General features: G+C 39.1%; 17 protein-coding genes and 1 pseudogene. 6 read left to right on the top strand and 12 right to left on the bottom strand.

Annotation, left to right across the window (positions count from 1 at the left end):
* Positions 1-153: 153 nt before the first annotated feature.
* The 7 genes from AB1471_RS11905 to AB1471_RS11875 all read right to left on the bottom strand — a co-directional run bounded on the left by AB1471_RS11905 (position 154) and on the right by AB1471_RS11875 (position 7,949).
* Positions 154-1,941: an ABC transporter ATP-binding protein gene (locus AB1471_RS11905; RefSeq protein WP_367779989.1), complete on the bottom strand. Its 1,788-nt coding sequence runs from the start codon at positions 1,939-1,941 to the stop codon at positions 154-156.
* Positions 1,934-3,694, bottom strand: a complete 1,761-nt coding sequence (locus AB1471_RS11900) for an ABC transporter transmembrane domain-containing protein (protein ID WP_367779988.1) — start codon at positions 3,692-3,694, stop codon at positions 1,934-1,936. The genes AB1471_RS11905 and AB1471_RS11900 overlap by 8 nt, the downstream gene beginning before the upstream one ends.
* 198 nt (positions 3,695-3,892) lie before the next feature.
* Positions 3,893-4,114, bottom strand: coding sequence for a YneF family protein (locus AB1471_RS11895; protein WP_367779987.1), 222 nt, complete (start codon positions 4,112-4,114; stop codon positions 3,893-3,895).
* Between the two features lie 86 nt (positions 4,115-4,200).
* A complete protein-coding gene (locus AB1471_RS11890; protein ID WP_367779986.1) occupies positions 4,201-4,674 on the bottom strand; it encodes a GNAT family N-acetyltransferase in 474 nt (157 codons plus the stop codon).
* A 64-nt stretch (positions 4,675-4,738) separates the two neighbouring features.
* Positions 4,739-6,739: a transketolase gene (tkt, locus tag AB1471_RS11885; RefSeq protein WP_367779985.1), complete on the bottom strand. Its 2,001-nt coding sequence runs from the start codon at positions 6,737-6,739 to the stop codon at positions 4,739-4,741.
* A 238-nt stretch (positions 6,740-6,977) separates the two neighbouring features.
* Positions 6,978-7,211, bottom strand: coding sequence for a DUF896 domain-containing protein (locus AB1471_RS11880; RefSeq protein WP_367779984.1), 234 nt, complete (start codon positions 7,209-7,211; stop codon positions 6,978-6,980).
* An 87-nt stretch (positions 7,212-7,298) separates the two neighbouring features.
* Positions 7,299-7,949 (bottom strand): YneB family resolvase-like protein, encoded by a 651-nt coding sequence (locus AB1471_RS11875; RefSeq protein ID WP_367779983.1) that lies wholly within the window; start codon positions 7,947-7,949, stop codon positions 7,299-7,301.
* 458 nt (positions 7,950-8,407) lie between these two features.
* Between AB1471_RS11875 and lexA the strand changes: the two genes are divergently transcribed.
* On the top strand, positions 8,408-9,028 hold the full coding sequence (lexA, locus tag AB1471_RS11870; protein ID WP_367779982.1) for a transcriptional repressor LexA: 621 nt from the start codon (positions 8,408-8,410) through the stop codon (positions 9,026-9,028).
* 453 nt (positions 9,029-9,481) lie between these two features.
* On the opposite strand, the gene AB1471_RS11865 is transcribed toward lexA, so the two are convergent.
* From AB1471_RS11865 to AB1471_RS11855, 3 genes are all read right to left on the bottom strand, one after another.
* Positions 9,482-10,804, bottom strand: coding sequence for a sensor histidine kinase (locus AB1471_RS11865; protein WP_367779981.1), 1,323 nt, complete (start codon positions 10,802-10,804; stop codon positions 9,482-9,484).
* Between the two features lies 1 nt (position 10,805).
* Positions 10,806-11,474: a response regulator transcription factor gene (locus AB1471_RS11860; RefSeq protein WP_367779980.1), complete on the bottom strand. Its 669-nt coding sequence runs from the start codon at positions 11,472-11,474 to the stop codon at positions 10,806-10,808.
* A 72-nt stretch (positions 11,475-11,546) separates the two neighbouring features.
* Entirely contained in the window at positions 11,547-13,514 is a 1,968-nt protein-coding gene (locus AB1471_RS11855; RefSeq protein WP_367779979.1) for an ABC transporter ATP-binding protein/permease, read from the bottom strand.
* Between the two features lie 154 nt (positions 13,515-13,668).
* Here AB1471_RS11855 and AB1471_RS11850 point away from each other — a divergent pair, with 154 nt between their 5' ends.
* From AB1471_RS11850 to ytaF, 5 genes and pseudogenes are all read left to right on the top strand, one after another.
* The gene (locus AB1471_RS11850) at positions 13,669-14,088 is read left to right on the top strand and encodes an HAD-IIIA family hydrolase (protein WP_367780052.1); all 420 of its coding nucleotides are present in this window, start codon (positions 13,669-13,671) and stop codon (positions 14,086-14,088) included.
* Between the two features lie 199 nt (positions 14,089-14,287).
* On the top strand, positions 14,288-14,875 hold the full coding sequence (locus AB1471_RS11845; RefSeq protein ID WP_367779978.1) for a hypothetical protein: 588 nt from the start codon (positions 14,288-14,290) through the stop codon (positions 14,873-14,875).
* A 535-nt stretch (positions 14,876-15,410) separates the two neighbouring features.
* Positions 15,411-17,450 carry a molybdopterin-containing oxidoreductase family protein gene (locus AB1471_RS11840; RefSeq protein ID WP_367779977.1) on the top strand — a complete coding sequence of 680 codons (2,040 nt, stop codon included), beginning with the start codon at positions 15,411-15,413 and terminating at the stop codon, positions 17,448-17,450.
* 424 nt (positions 17,451-17,874) lie between these two features.
* A pseudogene (locus AB1471_RS11835) lies at positions 17,875-18,147 on the top strand (transposase); the annotation flags it as partial.
* Positions 18,148-18,432: 285 nt separating this feature from the next.
* Positions 18,433-19,065, top strand: a complete 633-nt coding sequence (gene ytaF / locus AB1471_RS11830; protein ID WP_367779976.1) for a sporulation membrane protein YtaF — start codon at positions 18,433-18,435, stop codon at positions 19,063-19,065.
* A gap of 869 nt (positions 19,066-19,934) precedes the next feature.
* On the opposite strand, the gene AB1471_RS11825 is transcribed toward ytaF, so the two are convergent.
* Positions 19,935-20,102, bottom strand: a complete 168-nt coding sequence (locus AB1471_RS11825; protein WP_367779975.1) for a hypothetical protein — start codon at positions 20,100-20,102, stop codon at positions 19,935-19,937.
* 112 nt (positions 20,103-20,214) lie between these two features.
* Positions 20,215-22,317: efflux RND transporter permease subunit (locus AB1471_RS11820; RefSeq protein WP_367779974.1), on the bottom strand; the 2,103-nt coding region annotated here is incomplete at its 5' end.

Raw genomic sequence — 22,317 nt, 5'->3', positions numbered from 1 at the left:
TTTACCCCCTTCTAATAACAAAGCGGCAACAAACATCTATGAATAGCGCTAAAGTGGCTGGACCGACTAAATGAAAGTGGGTCTTTTTTGAGTGGTCCTTTAAGTCCTATTATGTTCTATTTTATGTGCCTGTAGTCTGACCTACGCAAATTCTTACCCTTGTGGCAAACCATTTTGTAGTAAATACATTTTATGATACAGTCCTTGTTGCGTTAATAGCTCCTGGTGTGTCCCACGCTCGACTACTTCCCCGTGATGCAGCACTAATATTTGTTCGGCATCTTGAATCGTCGATAAACGGTGAGCGATCGCAATTGTCGTACGCCCTTTTCGCATCCGTTCTAACGCAACCTGAATGGCCTCTTCCGTTTCGGTATCAATACTTGCTGTCGCTTCGTCCAAAATCAACACCTTAGGATTTGCTACAATCGTTCTCGCGAATGCAATAAGCTGACGTTGACCGCTTGACAATGTCGCTCCTCGTTCAACGACTCGTTGCTCATACTGATCAGGTGATTTCCCAATAAATGTATGAGCCTGTACAAATTCAGCTGCCTCACGTACATCTTGATCCGTTAATGCCTCATTATACAAACGAATGTTACTCGCAACCGTTCCAAAAAACAAGAATGGATCCTGCAACACGAGCCCCATTTTTTCACGAAGATCTTCTTTTTTAAACTTCTTTATCGACTCTCCATCAATCAAAATGTCACCCTTTTCAAATTCATAAAAACGCATGAGCAAATTGATGATCGAACTTTTCCCACTCCCTGTATGACCAACAAGCGCTACCGTTTCACCAGGCTTTGCCCGAAATGAAATATTCTTCAAGACCTCTTGCTTTCCATCATACGAAAATGTCACATTTCGGAATTCAATTTCACCTTCTTCAAGCGAACGGCTCGACTCGGGGTGTTGATGCGGCTCTAACTCTTTTTCATCCAGCAATTTAAACACACGCGATGCCGCAACAATCGCTTGTTGGAAAATAGATAAACGCTGCATGACTTGATTGATCGGCTCAAAAAATCGATCTAAATAGTTGATAAAGGCATACAGCACACCAATTTCAATACCACCAGCTGCATCAAACGATGTGATACCAAAAAAACTTAAAATAATCAATAACGCCAACATATACACCAAATTAATGGCAGGTCGTAACAATAATCCATCGATTTTAATATTGCGCATGCCTGCATTGTAATGATATTGATTCGTTACGCCAAATTCATCCTGCATGCGTTTTTCCTGACGAAATGCCTGTACCATCACCATCCCCGAAAGGGACTCAGCGAGCTTGGCATTGAGCTGACTTAATCGTTCGCGCAACTCTTGATAAAACACCGAACTATATTTACGGTATGTTTTCATGATCATAAAAATGATTGGCAAAATAACAAGACAGAAGAGGGCTAGACGTGCATTTAAAATGAACATCGCAATAAAAATCCCGACAATCAAGAATGCACTTTGAATAAAGCTAACAAGTACACTCACAAACATTTCCTTTATCGCTTCCGTATCGTTTGTCACACGCGATACAATGGAACCAGCTGGCGTTTGATCAAAATAACGCATGCCAAGAGCCTGCACACGTGAAAATGCATCCACGCGAAGTTGTTGAATAATTTTCAGCGCAATTTCTTGAAATTTCACCTGCTGAAAATACATGATAAAAACGTTCCCAACTTGAATGACAATGTAGGTTGCAGCGAGAGCAACAAGTGGTTCAAAAGGAAAAGATCGTGGAGTTAAGAAATCATCTATAAATACTTTAATTAGGATTGGTCCAAGTACATCCCCAATCGTCATTAAAAGAAGTAAGACAAAGGCAAAGGTGATTGGCTTTTTAAAGGGAGAAGTATAGGTTAAAAGCCGGGTAAGTGCTTTCCACTGATCGTGTCCTGACAATAACGGCTGTTTTTTTTCAATCATGACGTGTCCCCCCTCGCTCCACTAATACCTCAAGCTGCTGTCTCACATACATACGATAGTACCAATCTTGCTTTTCCATCAACTCTTCATGAGTCCCTTTTTCAACCAGTTTTCCCTCGTCTAAAACAATAATCAAGTCCGCATGCTGTACGGCACTTAATCGGTGCGACGTAATGATCGTTGTTTTGCCTTCTCGTGTTTCTTTTAATGAAGAAAGAATCGCTTCCTCTGTTTTTGCATCAACGGCAGACAACGAATCGTCTAGCAACAATACTTCTGGGTCCATTAATAAAGCTCGAGCAATCGAAATACGTTGTTTTTGTCCACCTGAAAGAGATACACCACGCTCTCCAACGACCGTATCATAACCATTTCTAAATCCTAAAATATCCTCTTGAACATGCGCCGATTTTGTCGATAATTCAACGACAGATTGCGATACACTCGGATCAGTAAATGCCACATTTTCGCGAATAGAAGCTGAAAACAAGAAATGATCTTGTGGCACATAACCAATAGATCCACGTAATGCTTTTAATTTATACTCATTGATGGAACGTTGATCAAATAAGATTTGCCCATCATATCCATCAAATTCTCTCATCAATAATTTTAAGATCGTTGTTTTCCCTGCCCCCGTTCTTCCAACAATGCCAAGCGTATCTCCACGCTTTAATATAAATGAGACGTCTTGCAAAGCTGAGGCTTCATCATTAGGAAATTTAAAATCGATGATGTCAACTTCAAGATCACCTGATGGTTGCGCATCCACTGCTCCCGTTTTCTCCTTTATATCTACAGGATGATTAAGCAATTGAGAAACACGCTCATATGAGGCACGTCCACGTTCGACAATATTAAATAACCAGCCAAACGCTAACATTGGCCAAACTAACAATCCAAGGTACGTCGTAAATGAAATCAACTGTCCAATTGAAAGCTCTTCTGCAATCACCATTCGCCCACCAAATACAATCGACAAGAAAAATGATGACCCAACAATAAATGATATCGTTGGATCAAAAAGTGAATCAATTCGTGCCACAGCCACATTTTTCGCTACAACGTCACTCGACAATTCCCTAAATGACTCAACGTCTTCCTTTTCTTGACCAAACGTTTTAATTACTTTTATCCCTGAGATACTTTCTTGCGTTTTATCATTCAAATCAGAAAAAGCTGCTTGCGCGACACCAAATCTTTTATGAAGGAGCGTCCCATAATAATTCGTCAATAATGCCATAAGAGGCATCGGTATAAGAGCGATGAACGTTAATTTTGCATCAATCATAATCGCTATTGTTGCTATAACAAAAAGTCCCGTTGCCAGTGAATCAACAAGTGTCAAAACCCCAGCACCCGCTGCTTGTTGAATGGCCGACAAATCATTTGTAGCATGCGCCATCAAATCACCCACACGTCTTTTCTGATAAAACTGTGGTGACATTTGTGTAAAATGAGCGTACAACCTCTCCCTCATTTGACGGCTAAGCTTTACAGCAGAGCCAAAAATCATCACGCGCCAAAGATATTGCAGCACATATATCGCAAGCGCTGATAGCGCCAATATTCCCATCCATTTAGCTAAATCCTGCCCATTGAGTGACCCCATATCAATGGAATCAACCACAACACCAATTAACCAAGGTGGAATAAGCTGCAACATAGCAACTATCAACAATAAGCCAATCCCCACGATATACGCTTTCTTTTCTTGCTTAAAAAACCACATCAAATAACCAAAAACTCTCATGGCTCCCCTTCCTTCGTTCTGTACAATTTTGCTTAATCAGACTGACAATATGTAAAAAATCATTCGATAATCTCTATATCATAACAACTTTAAAGAAAATTGAGAAGATTTTTTATTTTAGAAAATAACAGCTAATACAACAACTAGATGACCCAAGCAAAATAAAAAGCACTTCCACAAAGGAAGTGCTGATCTCATTTATTTAGGTTGTTGTTTATTCATCGCGCTCATCATTTGATTGATTTTCTTTTGGGATGGTTTCATTCCCATTTGCATCATCATCATACGAAGCATTTGCTCGTTAATTGGTGGGTTTTTCTTCAGATACGTCATCATGTATTTACGTGCGATGAAGAATCCAAGCGCAACCCCCGCTAGCAATGCTACAACAATTAGCACTATTGCAAGCCAAGTAGTCATCTTTCATTTCCTCCTATCATTTCTCTCTATAAAAGTGTACAAGAACAAAGTAGATTATACAACGTTTTCTTTCCATTGCAAGCGTTTCACGAAGATTCTTTGTCCTCGTGTCTCAAATCCATTTGAAAAAGAACAAGATCAAGCCCAACAATACCATTTTCAACGACAGTTGGCTTGTAATGAGCAAAATAATCACGTTTAATGTCTACCATACGAAAACCACATTTTTGATAAAAAGTTAAGTTACCGATACTGCTATTGGCTGTGCCCACTTCTAAAATTTTTGATCCTGTTTTACGTGCAATGTTGACAATTTCATCAATGACTTGACTGCCAATCCCCTTGCCTTGTTGCTCTTGGTGCAGAGCAATATTTTTGATCTCTGTGATTGCATCTGTGTGATGAATCAGTAACACAGCCCCAATCACTTTTTCATGACACTCAATTGCATAAAGAGTGCCCAGCTGCAAATAGTTTTCAACGGATACACGATCATCATCCGCTAGTAACAGTAAATCGATAAGACTCAAGCGATCTTCCACTACAGACAAAGAAATCATTTTCTTGCCCCCTCTTCATAGAAAAAGCTGAAGACACGTGTCCTCAGCTTTTCTATTCATCTTGTTACAACAATGCTTTCACACGAGTAACAACATTACTAACGCTAAATCCGTATTCTTCAAGAACCGTTCCACCTGGTGCAGATGCGCCAAACGTCGTAATTCCGAGAACATCGCCCTCATCGCCAGTATAGCGTTCCCAACCTAAAGGAGAAGCCATTTCAATTCCAAGACGTTTCTTTACATCTTTTGGAATAACTGACTCTTTATATTCTTTGGATTGCTTTTCAAAACGATCCCATGAAGGCATTGAAACAACTGCTACATCTATATTTTCTTTACGTAGCTCTTGTTGTGCTTCGTAGGCAAGGTTCACTTCAGAACCAGTCGCTAAAATCAAAGCATCAGCCTTGTCACCTTTAGCTGGTGACACGACGTAAGCACCTTTTTTAACGCCTTCATAAGCTGTTTTGTCTGTATTAGGTAATGTGTTTAAATTTTGACGTGTTAACACAAGAGCAGTCGGATGATCGGTTGCTTCAAGTGAAAGTCTCCATGCTGCAGCGGTTTCATTGCCATCAGCAGGACGTACAACAGAAAGATTCGGCATTGCACGTAGTGACGTCAATTGTTCAACTGGCTCATGCGTTGGACCATCTTCACCAACAGCAATGCTGTCATGTGTGAATACGTACGTGACAGGCACACCCATCAATGCAGATAAACGCACAGCTGGACGAACGTAATCGCTAAATACAAAGAACGTTCCACCATACACATTTACTCCACCATGTAGCGCCATACCGTTTAAGGCAGTACCCATCGCAAATTCACGAACACCAAACCAAATGTTACGGCCAGCAGGTGTTTCAGGAGTAAAATCATCTTCTTCTTTCATCATTGTGTTATTTGATCCAGCAAGGTCAGCAGACCCTCCGAATAACGTTGGTACAGATTTCGCTAGAGCATTAACTGCTTCGCCAGAAGATGCACGACTTGCAAGACTCTTTCCTTCTTTATATGACGGAAGTGACATCTCCCATCCTGCAGGAAGTGTACCAGAAATTGCGTTTGAAAGCTCCTCTGCTAATTCAGGATACGCTTTTTTGTATGCTTCAAAACGTTCGTTCCACGCTTTTTCTTCCTTGTCTCCGTTTTGTTGAACAAGTTCTTCGAAATGGTCATACACTTCAGACGGTACATGGAATGCTTCTTCAAACAGCCACTCATATTCTTTTTTGGCAAGTGTCGTTTCTTCAGTACCAAGTGGAGCACCGTGAGACTTTGATGTGCCCGCTCGGTTTGGCGATCCATATCCAATCACCGTTTTAATTTCAATCATCGTTGGACGTGTTGAATCCGCTTTTGCCTGTTTGATTGCATCAGCTACTTCGCCAATATCATTGCCATCGTTTACACGAATGTACTGCCAATTGTAAGACTCAAAACGCTTTTGAACACTTTCTGAAAATGAACGATCTAGATCACCATCGAGTGAAATGTCGTTAGAATCATAAAGCACAACAAGCTTGTCCAATTTCAAGTGACCAGCCAAAGATGCTGCTTCAGAAGAAACACCTTCCATCAAGTCGCCATCTCCACATAGTGTATATGTATAGTGATCAACCACATTATGCTCTCCGCGATTGAATTTCGCTGACAAATGACGCTCTGCCATTGCCATCCCTACAGCCATACCAAGACCTTGCCCAAGTGGACCAGTTGTCGCTTCTACTCCAACCGTATGTTTGTACTCAGGGTGTCCAGGGGTTTTTGATCCCCATTGACGAAAGTTTTTAATTTCTTCCATTGGTAAGTCATACCCTGAAAGGTGTAGTAAGCTATACAATAGCATTGATCCATGACCAGCTGATAAGACAAAGCGGTCCCGGTTAAACCAATCTGGATTTTTCGGATTATGATTCATAAAACGAGTCCATAGTGTATAAGCAAATGGCGCAGCCCCCATTGGAAGACCTGGGTGGCCTGAATTGGCTTTGTCAATCGCATCAATTGAAAGTGTGCGTACTGTACTAATCGCTAAATCATCCGTTGATGTAAACATACAAAACATCCTCTCTATCATCATTATACGTATCTATTGTACGCAAAAAAGCAGAGATGTACAAACAACTCGATAAAATTCCTTTTCTTAGACATTGTTGGGATAAATCACACTTGGGAAAAAACCGCATTCATCTCTACACGATAACGCTTACAAAATAATTAACTAAAATTTTTTTCCATACACGACAAAAAAGCCAGTTGAATGGCATTTTTGTCACGATATAAGTACGAAAGGTTTAATGCATGCGATTACGTTTTTGAACTTCTTTAAGCTTCGTTGGTGTGACATCCTTACCTTCTGGATCTAAGACGCGAACATTTTCAATAGTTTGCTTCATTGAACCACGAAAGGCAGACAAGTATTCTTGGCGAAGGGTTTGCTGTTCAACGGTTTCTTCCTTTGATAACCCTTCTCTTTTAGCTTTAGCCGATAATTCATTTATACGTGACATTTTTTTATTTGATAACATATAAAACACCCTTTCTAGAACTACTACAACGTTTATAATACATTGTATCGTACTAAAAATGTGTTGCTCTGACAAGAAATGTGCTTTTTATGTATCGATTTGCCTGTCCATGTATTCGCGAAAACGTCTATGTACTGTTGCTTTGGAAACATCATGACCTAAACCACGTAACGTAGCGGCAATTTCATGAAAGGTTAACCCATTTCTGCGCAATCGGAGAATTTCATCGATTGGCACGACGATTTTGTCACGTCCTTCTTTGTTCCCACGATCTTTTAAGTTTTTCTCGGGACGAAATCCACGTTCAACCGCACGTTTCATTCCTCTCTTGATTTTCAAATTATGAATTTTCCGTTGGTGTTCTTCTACCATACTAACAATCTGTAGAATCATTGAATCTGATTCTGATAGCTCCAGTTCACCATCGTGGCTAACAGAGAAAATTCGGATATCTTCCTTCATTAAAGTGTGAATCAGCGCAATTTTAGCATTCCCTCTTCCAATACGCGTTTCATCTTGAATAAGTATTCCATTCACTTCTTCTCTTCGTACTGTTTCAAGTAATGCGAAAACCCCATCACGATCTAAATCAAATCCACTTCCTTGCTCCCGTATTGTATCAACTATCTTAAATTGATTTCGATGGGCTAATGCCCTCAGTTCTTCTTCTTGACGTTCGAGTGACGTTTCTTGGGATTTTTTATCTGTACTCACGCGACAATAGATTACGACGTTCATTCTAACACCTCTAAACTACTACTATTATTTTTCGGAAGCCCGCTGAATCCCATCCTAGATAAATTGAACTTTAGTAGAGGTCGGCAACATAAGCTTTTCTCCTTATACTGATAGAATAGATAATAACTTGTTCTCAGAGATTATCCATTTATAAATTCATCGAAAGTGCCATTCTTACACTACTATTTGTAGATAACTGTTCTCACGATCATCCGTAAAAAAAGTTAGATAAAGTCAAAAAGCAAATGTACAACAATAAATAGAATAACATAGGAATCTTTTCATAAAGTAGCTATATTGAAACGACTATGACGAATATACGTTCGCAATTATTGCTAATATTATATACCGAACATCCGTTTTGTATCAAGCTAAAAATTCGAACTTATGTTTGTATTTTTAAAAAATTCATGCTATAATTACATAAGAATTCGATAGTCAAAAAGAGAGGTGCTCCCATGAAAAAATTATCTAATAGGCAACTTGATATTCTTGAATTCATTAAACGCGAAGTTCGCGATAAGGGTTATCCACCTTCAGTTCGTGAAATCGGAATGGCAGTTGGACTAGCTTCAAGCTCAACCGTTCATGGTCACCTAGCCCGTCTGGAAAGCAAAGGCTTGATTCGCCGTGACCCAACGAAACCAAGAGCGATTGAAATTCTAAACTTGGATGAAGATAGCATTCCTACACAAAGTGTTGTAAACGTCCCTATTGTTGGTAAGGTAACTGCAGGTTCACCGATTACCGCGATCGAAAATGTGGAGGAGTATTTTCCACTTCCAGAACGCCTAGCTTCTTCTGATGACACAGTCTTTATGCTAGAGATCATGGGTGATTCTATGATTGAAGCTGGAATTCTTAATGGCGATTATGTCATTGTGAAGCAACAGCAATCGGCGAACAATGGAGATATCGTTGTAGCCATGACTGAAGAAAATGAAGCAACAGTCAAACGATTCTTTAAAGAACATACCCATGTTCGATTACAGCCTGAGAACTCAACGATGGCACCTATCATCTTAAAAAGCGTTAGCATTCTAGGTAAAGTCATTGGCGTTTACCGTCAAGTTCATTAAGTGGACGTATAACTGGTAGCCTTGCCTTCAATTTAGAATCATGGGGTCCTCCTAGATATCAAAATAGGGGTCAATTCGTTCATGTATTGACACCCTCATCAAACCAAGAGGGCTCTTTCTAATTTCAAGTCCCCCAAAATCCTTCTAACTTACGGCTTGTGTAAAATGCATAAAATTTAACTTCTCGTCTAAATAGCATGAAACAATAGGTTTTGGTTGCAATCAGAATTCACAATATAGAATAAATATTGTTATATTTATTTTTATCAACAAATTTTTCATCAAATAGTATATTGTATATAAGTTGAATTAAATGTTTTGTCCAATATTGGCAGGAAAATATATGGTTAACCGTCGAATTAGACGCATCACTCTTAACCAACCTCTCCCCATAAAACTTCCGTACCGTAACCTTTTGTCATAATGATTATTACTCTTTTTGATAGTCTCTATCTATAGAGGAATGGAAACCGTAAAACAAGTCCCTTTCCATTCCTCACTTTTGACGTCTATTTTGCAGCCATGGAGTTCGATAATCTTTTTTACAATTGACAGCCCAAGCCCATTTCCTCCACCTGAACGGCTTCTTGCTTTATCGACCATATAAAATCGGTCAAATACATACGGCAAATCTTCTTTGGGAATTCCTCTTCCGGTATCCATTATATGAACGAGAACAGCTAGACCAGTGTTTTCCATTTGAACAACAATCCGATTGTTATCACCTGAGTATTTAATAGCATTCGTAATCAAATTTTGCCAAACATGTTCAAATAAATCACGATCGACCATAACACGGCAAGCTAGCAGATCAAGTTCAATGTCAAGATTTTTTTTAATCCATAACGGTTCAGTCACGAGAATTATTCTACGCAGCTGTTCATCTAACCGATACTCAACCGGATGAAAAGGATGATTTTCTGAATCAAGCGAAGCAAGCCGAAGCAAATGGTCACTGAGCTTTGAAAGTCTTAATGTTTCCTGATAAATAATATCAAGGTGCTCCTTTTGATGTTCCACGGGAATGACTCCATCCCTAATTGCACGTGTAAAACCACGAATCGACGTAATGGGACTCTGAATTTCATGGGAAACATTACTGACAAAGTCTTCACGCATTTTATCAACTTTCTGAATTTCACTTGCCATATGATTAAAGCTGTCCATCAATTCCCCGATCTCATCTTTCCTTCTATGTTTAAGTCGAAAGGATAAATTCCCCTTCGCCATTTCTTTTGCTGCGCTTGTCAGTTTTTTCACCGGTTCAACAATGTAATGCGATACAAGCAAAATAAGCAGACTGCCAATAACTAACACGCTAAAAAGAACAATAAGCAAAATGCGGTGCATGACTTTCAAAAAACCGGTAAAATCAACCTTCAGTATCATTGAGTTTCCAGTATTATCAATATTCGGCACCCCTATGAAACGTACAGGACCTTCCTCTGTATTTAAAAATAACGGCTCCGATATTCCAGATTGAAACAGCGGTGCAGCCTCCTCTTCTGTTAATGAAAAAGGCAGCTCGTTTTCTTCCTGTATCATTTCACCATGTATATTATAGTCTGATAATATGTCTATTACCTGATCACGTCTCTCCGGCTCCGTTATTGCAAGAAGAGAAGCAACGTCCTGCGCAATCGCCAAAAAGGGCTTTTCTATTGTAACTTCCCTCTCTGTAATCAATAGGCTAATTCCGAATGATAAAAAGAGGCTGATGTGCACGATGATGATAAAAGTAGTGACAATTTTAACACGTAGGCTTTTTCTAAACACGTTATTTGCCCTCCAACCGGTATCCTAACCCACGGACAGTCGTGATTGATAAAGATGAGAACGATTCAATCCGCTGGCGCAGGCGTTTAATATGGACATCCACTGTCCGTTCGTCACCGTCATAGTCCAATCCCCACAAGCTTTCAATTAATTGTGCCCGGGTAAAGATCCTACCGGGTGAACTTGCCAGCATAAACAGCAGTTCACATTCTTTCTTTTTTAACAGTACGGTTTCTTCATGAGAAGAAACCGATAATGTTTCAAGATTAATGTTTACCTCACCCAATTGGATTGCATGTGTTATAGAAAGGTTATACCGCTTAAAAAGAGACTTTACCCGAAGAACAAGTTCCACTGGATCAAAAGGCTTCACCAAATAATCATCCGTTCCAGCTTGAAACCCTGTTACTTTATCGTTTGATTCGCCTTTTGCTGTTACCATTAATATCGGGATATTCAAGTATTCTCGAATATCTTCTGTTAATTCAATACCATTTACACGGGGCATCATCACATCAACGATCATTAAATCTACTTTTGTATGTGCAACATATTCAAGTGCTTCCTGTCCGTCATTTGCCTCAACAACTGTGTATTGGCTATTCTCAAGATACAGCTTTATTAATTTTCGAATATGTGGATCATCATCCACGACTAAAATCGTATTCATTCAGCAACCTCCAATCACCTACCCATACCCTTTATTATAAAACTAGGAATTAAAGGCTTTTGTCGTTGTTCATTATTCGTATCGAAGCGACTCCATTGGATCGAGTTTGGCTGCTTTAGATGATGGGAGAATTCCTGCGATCACACTAATCAAAGTGCTAACCCCAATCCCGAACAGCATGTATTCCGGAGTCAGCTGAATCAGTTCGGCACCAAAGCTATTAGATAAAAAGTTGTTCAGAATAATGCTAATGATAAATGCCCCAGCAACAGCAATCACACCGCTCATTAGGCCCATAAGCGCAGACTCTGAAAAGAAAATACGGCGAATATCTTTCTTTCTTGCACCTATCGCGCGTAAAATACCAATTTCTCTTGTCCGTTCCACAACGCTGATATAAAGAACAACTAAAATCATTATGCCCGATACAAGCAGAGAGATTCCCGCTATACCGGATAACAGCAATGTTGCCATATCCAAGTACGTTGTCACTTGTTCCATCATACTGGCAATTGGGGAGCTTGCAAATCCAGCTTCTTCCACATCCATTTTAATTCCTTCTACATCACCCTGATTGGCCGCGTACGCATTAAGCTGTGTAGGCTGTAAGGTTAAATTTTGTTCGCTGTATGCATCTTCAAGCGTCGAATACGAAACGTATACACCTGCACCCTCCATTGGTCCCATATTTTCCTGGACATATATACCCGATACTACAAGTTCTCTTTCAACAGTGAGCGGCTGGTTATTTTCACCCATTTCATTAACAAAAAGTTTGATGGTTTCTCCTACAAGGGACTCGTATGCCTCATTACTGCTTAAGCTTTGCGCATAAGAAGTCGTCAGTAATACTTCATTCTCTGATGGGAGTGTACCTTTTTCAATATTATCCTCATTAATAGTATCTGTTACAGTCCCAAGTGCCGAAAGTTCATAATTCTTATCCCTGTACACAACATTGGTTTTTCCTGTGATTGTAGTGGCTTTTTCAACTCTCTCAACATTTTCCAATCCACTGATTTTAGTTATATCTTCTTCTGAAAATGGCTCTCCCCCCATTTGTTGATTGGGCGGTCCATGCTGATCCTGTACTTCCTCTTTTTCAACCTGTTTAACCACATCGACAAGAAGCGGATTCATAGTTGAATTTATTTCATCATTCATGTAGCCTGTTACACCATTTCCTAAAGACAGCATAAGAAGGACACTGAAAATTCCGATGGACCCTCCCAAAGCTACAAGAATATTTCGTTTCGCTTTTAATTGCATATTTTTTATTGCCAGCTTAAAAGAAGCCATCAAACTTAAACTTTTTCCTTTCTTTTGTTCGGTTTCCTTGACAGAAGTGTAGCGCTCTTTTAATGATTGATCTTCTTTAATTCGCCCATCTTCTACCGATACAATCCGGCTTCCAAAATCCGCTACTTTTTGTGAATGGGTCACTGTAATAATGAGAACGCCATTTTTTGCAATCGAATCAAGAATTTCAAGAATTTGTCCACTTGTTTCTTGATCAAGCGACCCGGTTGGTTCATCCGCTAAAATAATATCAGGGTCATTGGCTAAGGCACGTGCGATCGCTACACGCTGTTTTTGTCCACCTGAAAGCTGATTAGGCCGTTTCTTCACATGTTCCTGCAAGCCTACTTCCTCCAAAATCTCCGTCGCACGCTTAATTCGTTCTTTTTCACCTCTATCCATCATTTGCATCGCAATCGTAACATTTTCAAGCACTGTTAAATGAGGGATTAAGTTAAAGCTTTGAAAAATAAATCCGATTTTATCATTTCTATAGGAATCGATTTCATTTTCTTCCATCGATCTCAGCGCTTTCCCCTGCACAATCACGTCACCTTCATAATCAGAGTCCATACCGCCGATAATATTCATTAATGTCGATTTTCCCGAACCGGACTCTCCCAAGATGGAAACAAACTCTCCACTTTTAAAACTTACGTTTATATCCCGGAGTACGGTTATTTTTTCTTTTCCAGCAAGTTTATATGACTTATTAACATGCTTTATTTCTAATAATTTCATTTTTGATCCTCCCATTTTTCTTCCTGACCACTTAATACTAGCAGTTGAATATGAACTGAATATGAACTCTGATTGTTAGCAAGAAGAAAATCTAGATCAGGTGGGCTGAACAACTAATATCTCTAAAGGCAGTAATATATAAGTGGGTTAAGGGATAGATCATCCCTTCGTTTCTTTTACGAATCAACCAGGAATCTCGGCGGGAAAAGCAAGTAAACAAGAGTTTGTAGAGGAATTAAAAGAGTTTGGCTTTGATGATACCTTTATTTGCCCTCACGATCGCAATGAACGTTGCCATTGCAGAAAACCAAATACAGGGATGCTAATCGCAGCTGCTGAAAAACACGAATTAGATTTAAAGAAGTGTGTAGTGATCGGCGATCGCTGGAGTGACATAGTAGCAGCAGACAAAGTAAAAAGTATGAAAATACTTGTGAAAACTGGTGCTGGTCAATCAGCCATTACTGAGCACTATGACAGATTGAAAAATATTAAGATTGATTATTTGGCTGATAATCTAAACGATGCAGTGAATTGGTTATACCAACATTTTCAAATAAAAAAAGAATCTTGATGGTTTGCAGAGAATAAATATTTTTCGTTTTCTCCCTCCGTTTCGAACCCGTTCACATACATAACATCAGCATTTTGTTATTTTGGAGGTATTTGTTTTCCTTCACTTATGGCGATGTGTCCGCCTCCCGTAAACCACTGTACTAGTGGTTTAGTGCGTGCATATAATGATGTACAAGCTGAAACTAGGAGGTTATAAAGTGGTCTTTACCAAAGCTTTACTTGTAACTATGTTAATCCCTTTCCTAGGTACCCTTTATCTATCTATAAAAATGGTTACTCATAGAAAAAAAATAATGTGTATGACTAGCATGATGATTGCAATGGCAGTCGGGATGTTAAATGGTTTGTTAAGTGGAGTCATTCTAGGGATTGTTGTGAGTGGCAATATCTTTTTATCTACGGTATTAGGAATGTGTATAGGGTTTCTAACTGGCAGTCTTATTGGGCTAACGCATGGCCTAAAGCCGGTATTAGATGGAATGCTAGCTGGATTAATGGGTGGAATGATGGGGGCAATGCTTGGTGTAATGGTACCCATTTATTATCAAGGGTCGATCGTCAAAATCATTTTTGCCTTTTCAGTTATTGTTTTGTTACTGACAGTAAATTTATTACATAATGAAATCAATAAAGCCTCCACTTATTTTACGAAGATCATTCAAAGTCCAATGGCTACGGCTATTTTACTTATTGGCTTTTTTTACATGTACGAAAATATTGGGCCGGTATTTATCGATGAGTCATCACAAATTAATTTGAAGATAGATCATGATCAACATGAATAATCAACGAAAAACCAGCGGTCATACTACATCACCCTCAAGCTCATCAAACCGAATGCCTAAATACATAAAAACGCCATCCTTTCTTTGATCAATAGAAAGGATGGCGTTTCACATGAATCTGTTTCAAACAACTTGTTTCAAGAATTACAAAATCCGTAATCGTGTCTTCTAGGTACTTGATCCGAAACCAAGAATCCGCAGTCTAGACGAATTTGGGCGTTCCTGTAGAGAAGTTTTCCTTAATGATCTCAATTACCTTACGTTTTATTAGATGCGAGGTCTTATGGAAATGGCAGGACAAGGTTTAAAAGTCTTACTTTTTAAAAAAGGATTATTTAGTGTGTTTATAGTATTTGTTGTCTATTTTCTGTTATTATGTTAACAATTACATACAATAAAAGTCCAGGTCAATGGACGTAATTGATGGGTGATGAGGCATTACCACAGCTATTTTAGATCGTTTATTATAACGAGTGAAAAGTGTTCAAATAACTAGACGGTTACAATAGTAAATGCTTAATAAAGGAGCTTATATATGCCCTCTTTTGTAAATCAACGAAATGGTGTTTTTCCTTCCGTGTGCTCTCTTGATTGTCCGGATCAATGCGGACTACTTCTACATAAAGAAGATGGAAAAATAATAAAAATCGAAGGAGATCCGGATCATCCGGTAACGAAGGGAAGTATTTGTAACAAAGTACGTAATATGCCGGAAAGAGTGTATGATACAAAGCGTTTGACCTACCCAATGAAACGTATAGGAGCAAAAGGAGAAGGTGAATTTGAGCGAATAAGTTGGAAGGAAGCCATTCACACGATCACGTCTCATTGGAAATCGTTCATTCAAACAGACGGGCCAGAAAGCATTTTACCATATAGTTTTTATGGGAATATGGGAAATCTAAGCGCGGAAGGAATGGATCGACGTTTCTTTCATTATATGGGTGCCTCACAACTTGATCGATCCATCTGTTCATCAGCGGGCTCGGTAGGATATCGCTATACAATGGGAGGTAGCTTGGGGATAGATCCGGAAGATACGACCCATTCAAAATTGATTATTTTTTGGGGTATTAATGCCGTCAGTACGAATATGCATCAAACAGCTATTGCCCTAAAGGCGCGTAAGAATGGTGCGAAGATCGTCGTCATCGATGTCCACAAAAACCAAACAGGCAAGATGGCTGACTGGTTCATTCCAATCTTACCAGGAACCGACAGCGCCCTAGCTCTTGGGATAATGCATCTATTATTTTCAGAAAACATGGTTGATTCATCTTTTTTGAAAAACTATACAGTCGGACATGAAGAACTTCGTGAACATGTACGTCAGTATGACCCTATAACTGTTTCTGGAATAACGGGTGTACCTGTTAAAGATATTTATGAGCTTTCACGTATGTATGGAAAGACAACGCCTTCCTTTATTCGGATTGGCAACGGACCTCAGCATCACGATAATGGAGGCATGTGCATTCGAACGATTTCCTGTCTTCCTGCCTTAACGGGACAATGGCTTGTGAAAGGAGGAGGGGCGATTAAAGGAAATTCAGATTATTTAGCTTATAACACGGATCGCTTACAAATGCCTGGTTTATTACAAGATCAAAATACACGTGTTATTAACATGAACTTACTTGGGGAAGCTTTGCTTAAGTCTGATCCTCCTATAAAGTCATTATGTGTATATGGGAGTAATCCTGCGGTTGTGGCTCCAGAGAGTAATAAGGTTAAAAAAGGTCTTGAAAGGGAAGATTTATTTATCGTCGTTCATGATTTATTTTTGACCGAATCGGCAAAATACGCAGATATTGTTTTACCAGCTACTTCTTCCTTTGAAAATATGGACTTTTATACATCATACTGGCATCATTATGTGCACCTTCAACAACCTGTGATCGAGCAATATGGAGAGTCTAAATCAAATGTCGAGGTCTTTCAATTACTGGCAAAAGGGATGGGCTTCGATGATCCACTCTTTAAAGAGACAGAAGAAGAAATGATTGCTCAATCACTTGATAATCCGAATAATTCTTATATGGAAGGAATCAACTATGAATCACTAGTAGAGCAGGGATATATGAAGGCACATGTTAAACCGTTGTTCCCTGGTAAACTCCCGACACCTAGTGGGAAAATCGAGTTGTATTCAAAGAAGATGGAGGAGGATGGGTATTCACCGCTACCAACCTATACACCTTTAGTGAATGATGGAGATTTCCCATTTTTGTTTATTCCTGGTCCTAATCATCATTTCTTAAACTCGACTTTTTCAAATAATGAAAAGCATATCGCACTACAGAAAGAGCCGCGATTACACATGAATAGTCAAGATGCTTTACCTGCGGGTATTGAAGCTGGGGACAAAGTTCGGGTGTGGAATCATCGTGGAGAATGTGAGCTAAAAGTGAGCGTGGGAGAAGACGTTCTTCAAGGAGTCGTCGTTACTCAAGGGCTCTGGGAGGATACGGAAGGCACGAAAAGAATGGTAAACGCACTTACTCCGGATCGATTGTCTGATATGGGAGATGGTGCAACTTTCTTTTCAGGACGTGTGAGTATCGAAAAAACTTAAAATAGTTTGTCGCATGGATCATCATGTTCCCAATGTTTGGATCCTTTCTCTAGGAGGGTTCGAATGAACTCTGGTTTCACTTCAAGGGTGACTCCTCCTACATGGATGAGAATGGATTAATCTTTCTGTACAATCTCTTCTCCAAATGAACAGCCATCCACTTTGAAGAAGCAATCTCGTTAGGAGTTTGTCTTTCATTTTTGAATTTTTTCAACCAATATCGTATATTTGATACTCTTTCACATCATGAGCAGCACACTATTTGGGAACACTTTGATTACTTATTTGAAAAGAAGTAATCAAAGTGTTCCTAAAGTTTTCATCGATTTTTTTGATTTCATTGTATAGCCTTCTTAAGTTGATTCTTGAGGAAGTTCTTATAAAATAAAAGTCAAAAGAAGGTTGATACTATTTGCCGCTTACTTATAAACGCCATAATCTTGAGCCCTTTGTCACCCACATGTTTCAACAAGGTGTAACGATGAGGAAAATCTCCGTTATACTTAAAAAGTTGTATGGGCATCATTACACACCACAAACAATTTCAAACATGAGGAAAGCGATGAAAGAACAAGTAGAAGGATTTAAAACTTTTCCTGCTTAGGCGAGACACCATTTCTAAAGAATTTATTTACATCGCTGTTGGCATTCGTCAAGATGAAATGGATCGAAAGAAGTGTTTTCCTATACAATTGCACTACAGAGTCAGTTTTATGCTGTGAAGATTCTCAAATCGGATTATCGGTCTGACAATCAGGAAATAGAAAAAAACTCGATTCAATTTGTAAAGAAGTAGCAATCATATTAACTTTAAGAACTATATATACATTATATGATCCAAGGGTAGCGTCAATAATTTTGTGTAAATACAGAAATCCTTTTTTGTAGGTGCACCCATTCATTAACAGTTTAATGTGTAATAACATTATATAGGCCCTTTCCATATACTATCGTACCAAGTTATTGGAAGGAGTTCTTCAAAATGTCTGCATCACTTTTGGTATTGCTACTCGCTTTCGCTTTAACCCTTGACAGTTTTTGTGCAGGGCTTACGTATGGTCTTCGTAAAATGGGAATGCCATTCAAATCCATCTTTATTATTTCTATTCTTTCGGCAAGTTCAGTATTAATAGCCATGGTGGTTGGTCAATCAATTGCATCCTTCTTATCCCCTACTGTGGCAGAGCGTATAGGAGGAATCATTTTGGTTGGACTCGGCGGGTTTATTCTGTATCAATTTTTCCGACCAGAAAAAGAAGAAGTGCCTTATGATGAAAAGGTGTTATTAAATTTAGAAATCAAATCACTTGGTTTTGTCATAAATATTCTGAAGCGTCCCCTGGAGGCAGACTTTGATCGTTCTGGAAAGGTTACTGGAATTGAAGCAATTATGTTAGGTATCGCGTTATCACTAGATGGTTTAGGTGCTGGTATTGGTGCAGCACTTTTAGGATATTCACCACTGTTATTGTCAGCGTCAGTACTGGTCCTGTGTTTTGTATTTTTATATGGTGGATTAAAAATAGGAAATGTGTTTTCTCATTTAAAATGGATGCAACGCCTGTCATTTCTGCCTGGAATCCTACTCATTTTACTTGGGGTACTTAGGTTTTAATACAGTAGAAGATTTTGTAGTTATGGAGGTTTACCGTCATAGATGCTGACGTTGCCACTAGGAGATTCATGGAATCAGAAGAATGTGCCTATCATCAAATCATTCGAAACGTTTGCAGATGATATTCTTTAAAGGGTCCTATCTTTCGTTTTTTGTTCAATCGTCCCCATCTGCTAGAGTCCACTTTTTCTCCTTTTCTAAAAGTCTGAATTTCATCTTTCTGAGTCGAGGTAGACAGTTCTTCCAAAAATCATCGTTTTTGACAAAAAGGAAAACTTGGTGATCGTTGAACCTCTCTAGTGATATGAGACAAAGGTAAAACACCCTTAGACGCCTCACTCCAAATTTCAAAATGAGGTAGAGTAAAAGCCTTTCCCGTAAGTCAGATATCTGACTTATAGGAAAGGCTTTGTTTGAAACCGCTTAGTAGTAAAACTTTGGTCTTCCGAAACTAGTAACTTAAAAAATGAAGTAAAATCTTTATTTAGTTTAAAGTGTTTAGCTTCCTAAGGCACGTGAGGATATTTCAATATTCTCCGTTAGAATCTATATATATAATACCAATTAGTGCAATTAATGATGTTTAAGAAAAAAATGATCCATTTTTGTTTCTTCCCTTCACCCTGTAACTCTGACACAGCTCCTAATATTGGAGATAAAACCAGCCAAAGCATTATTACTCGATTTACATGTCCTAACAAAATCCCACTGTATGTACAGAGAAATAAAATAAAAAAATTCCGAAGTGTATAAAAGCCCATTTAATGCGCTTATCCATTTTTGTCCCACCATAATGTATTACAATGTTTATAATCAACCTCTTCCATATACATTTGCAAACCCAATATTTGTTCCATTGCACCTTTCAATTACAGTGCTCCACTTAGGTAACCACATCTCTTCTTGAAGGATGTCTTCCATAAGTTAAAATCTTCTTCGTTTTTCCATTCTCCATGAGTGATCAATGATAAAGGAATTTGATTCTCTTCTACTCCGCATGCTTCCAACCAATCATTTTTTTGTGAAATCTCGTTCATTTTCTTCCTCTCTCTCTTTGCCCCCTTTTCCATTTAAATGAAAATCCACATCAGATATTTCTACCCAATGTGGATTTAAAGCTCAAACTTTCCTACTTGCTCTGTTATTTTTTTACACCTTTTTATGTTTTCTCTTCCTTGTAAAGATTCGTTTAAATCCTCGACCGATATCACTAAATAACATGTAGACGGCTGGGATTAACACTAAGGTGATCATCGTCGCAAACAGTAATCCCGAGATGATGACGATGGCAAGCGGCGATTGATAATTTCCTGAAGCACCACCAGATGACAGAGCAAGTGGCAACATGGCTCCTGCAGTCGTTAAGGTGGTCATGAAAATCGGACGCATACGATTTTTACCAGCTTCAACAAGCGCTTCTTGGGCAGTATGGCCCTCGTTTCTCAGTTGTTTCGTTCTATCGATTAGCAATATTGCATTGTTAAGGACAATTCCTATGAGCATGATGACACCCATACCGGACAACGCACTTAATTCACTCTGCGTGATGAACAATCCAAGAATAACGCCAACAATTGTCATTGGAATCACCGACATGATGACAAGCGGATGGATCAGATTGTTAAACTGGATCGCCATGACGACATACACTAAGAAAATCGCAAGAAAGAGAACCATGATCATTTCCTGCATTAATTCTTGTTGTGCTTCTAACTCTCCCGCCACAGAAATCGTATATCCCTGCGGTGCATCAAACGAGTCGATCACTTTTTGCACGTCACGGTTGATGGATCCGAGATCACGACCTTCAATATCTGCCTGGATCGTAATGAACCGATCACCATCTACATGAGAGATTTGGTTCGGTACTTCTGCTGTCTCAAGCTCAATATATTTTGACAGCTTTTCAAGTCCAGCAGGTGTAACAATTTCCAGATCAAACAAATCAGCTTGTGTCGTTAGTTTTTCATCGAGTACTAATTTTATCGGAATCATATCACCGTTATCGTTGTTCATTTCTCCAACAGGTGTAGTCATCGATAACTGTTCAACAGACTGCTTTATTTGCTGACGTGTTACCCCATCTTCCTCAAGGGCATCTTCCTTCAACACGATTTGTTGTTCTTGTGAGTACCGTTCATTCGTACTCGTGACCCCAACAATTCCATCCACATTGTTGAGTTCTTTTGTTAAATCTTCAGTTATCAGTCTCAGTTCTTCAAAGTCTTCCCCTTTGACGTTTATTTGTACTGCAGAACCAGCTTCTACGGACATGGCACTGATGACCGTTTTGACCGGATGAGTGTCAGTCATTTCACGAAGGGAACGTAAGATATCCTCATTCACAACATCCTGTTCACGCGTAATATCATCCTCTTTTGTCATATTAATCGCCGTATTTAAGACGTACTCATTGCCTATGACCCCAATATCCATGACGTAATGATTGTCAACATCTTCAATTGATAACAATCGTTCATTTATTTCATTAACAATTTCTCTTCGATCATCTAAAGTCACACCTGGTTCGAGATTAATCATGACCTCTGAATATCGATTAAAAATATCAGGCATGATCGTCGTCGGTATTTTAGGGATGAGAAAAGCAGATCCCACCAGAATGACGAAGAATAATCCTATCATGCTAGCTCGATTTCGTTTTTTCTTAGCCATCCATGAGACCGTTTTTCCATACCTTTTGATCATCGGATTTTCTTTTCGATGTGCTTTGTTCTTTTTCAAGCGTAAAAAGTTCTCAGACAGCGTTGGAATGAGCGTGAAAGCAATGATCACCGAACTGATGAGTGTGGCTGCTATGACAACAGATAAGGTAATCATGAATTGTCCGATTTCTCCACCCATCAGGCCAACTGGTAAGAACACCATAATGGTCGTCAGCATCGAGGCAAATACCGCTGTCGCAACCTCTCTTGTTCCTTCTAAAACAGCTTCTGCATTTGCCAATCCCTCTTCTTTTTTCCTGTAAATCGATTCAAGAATAACGATGGATGAATCCACCATCATACCTATGCCTAATCCAAGAGCAATCAAGCTTAGCATATTAAAGCTGTAATCCAACAGCCACATCGATGTAAAAGTAAGCAATACGGACGTCGGGATCGATAAAGCAATGATAATCGTCGCTCTAATATTTCGTAAAAATAGCAATAAAATGACTAAAGCAACAACTGCACCAGTGATGATATTGTCTGTTACCCCATTGATCGCTTCTTCAATATAGTCTGCTGGAGC

This window comes from Jeotgalibacillus marinus (assembly GCF_040801915.1).
GTDB classification, from domain to species: Bacteria; Bacillota; Bacilli; order Bacillales; family Jeotgalibacillaceae; genus Jeotgalibacillus; species Jeotgalibacillus marinus.
This window is presented reverse-complemented; position numbering and strand designations above follow the sequence as displayed.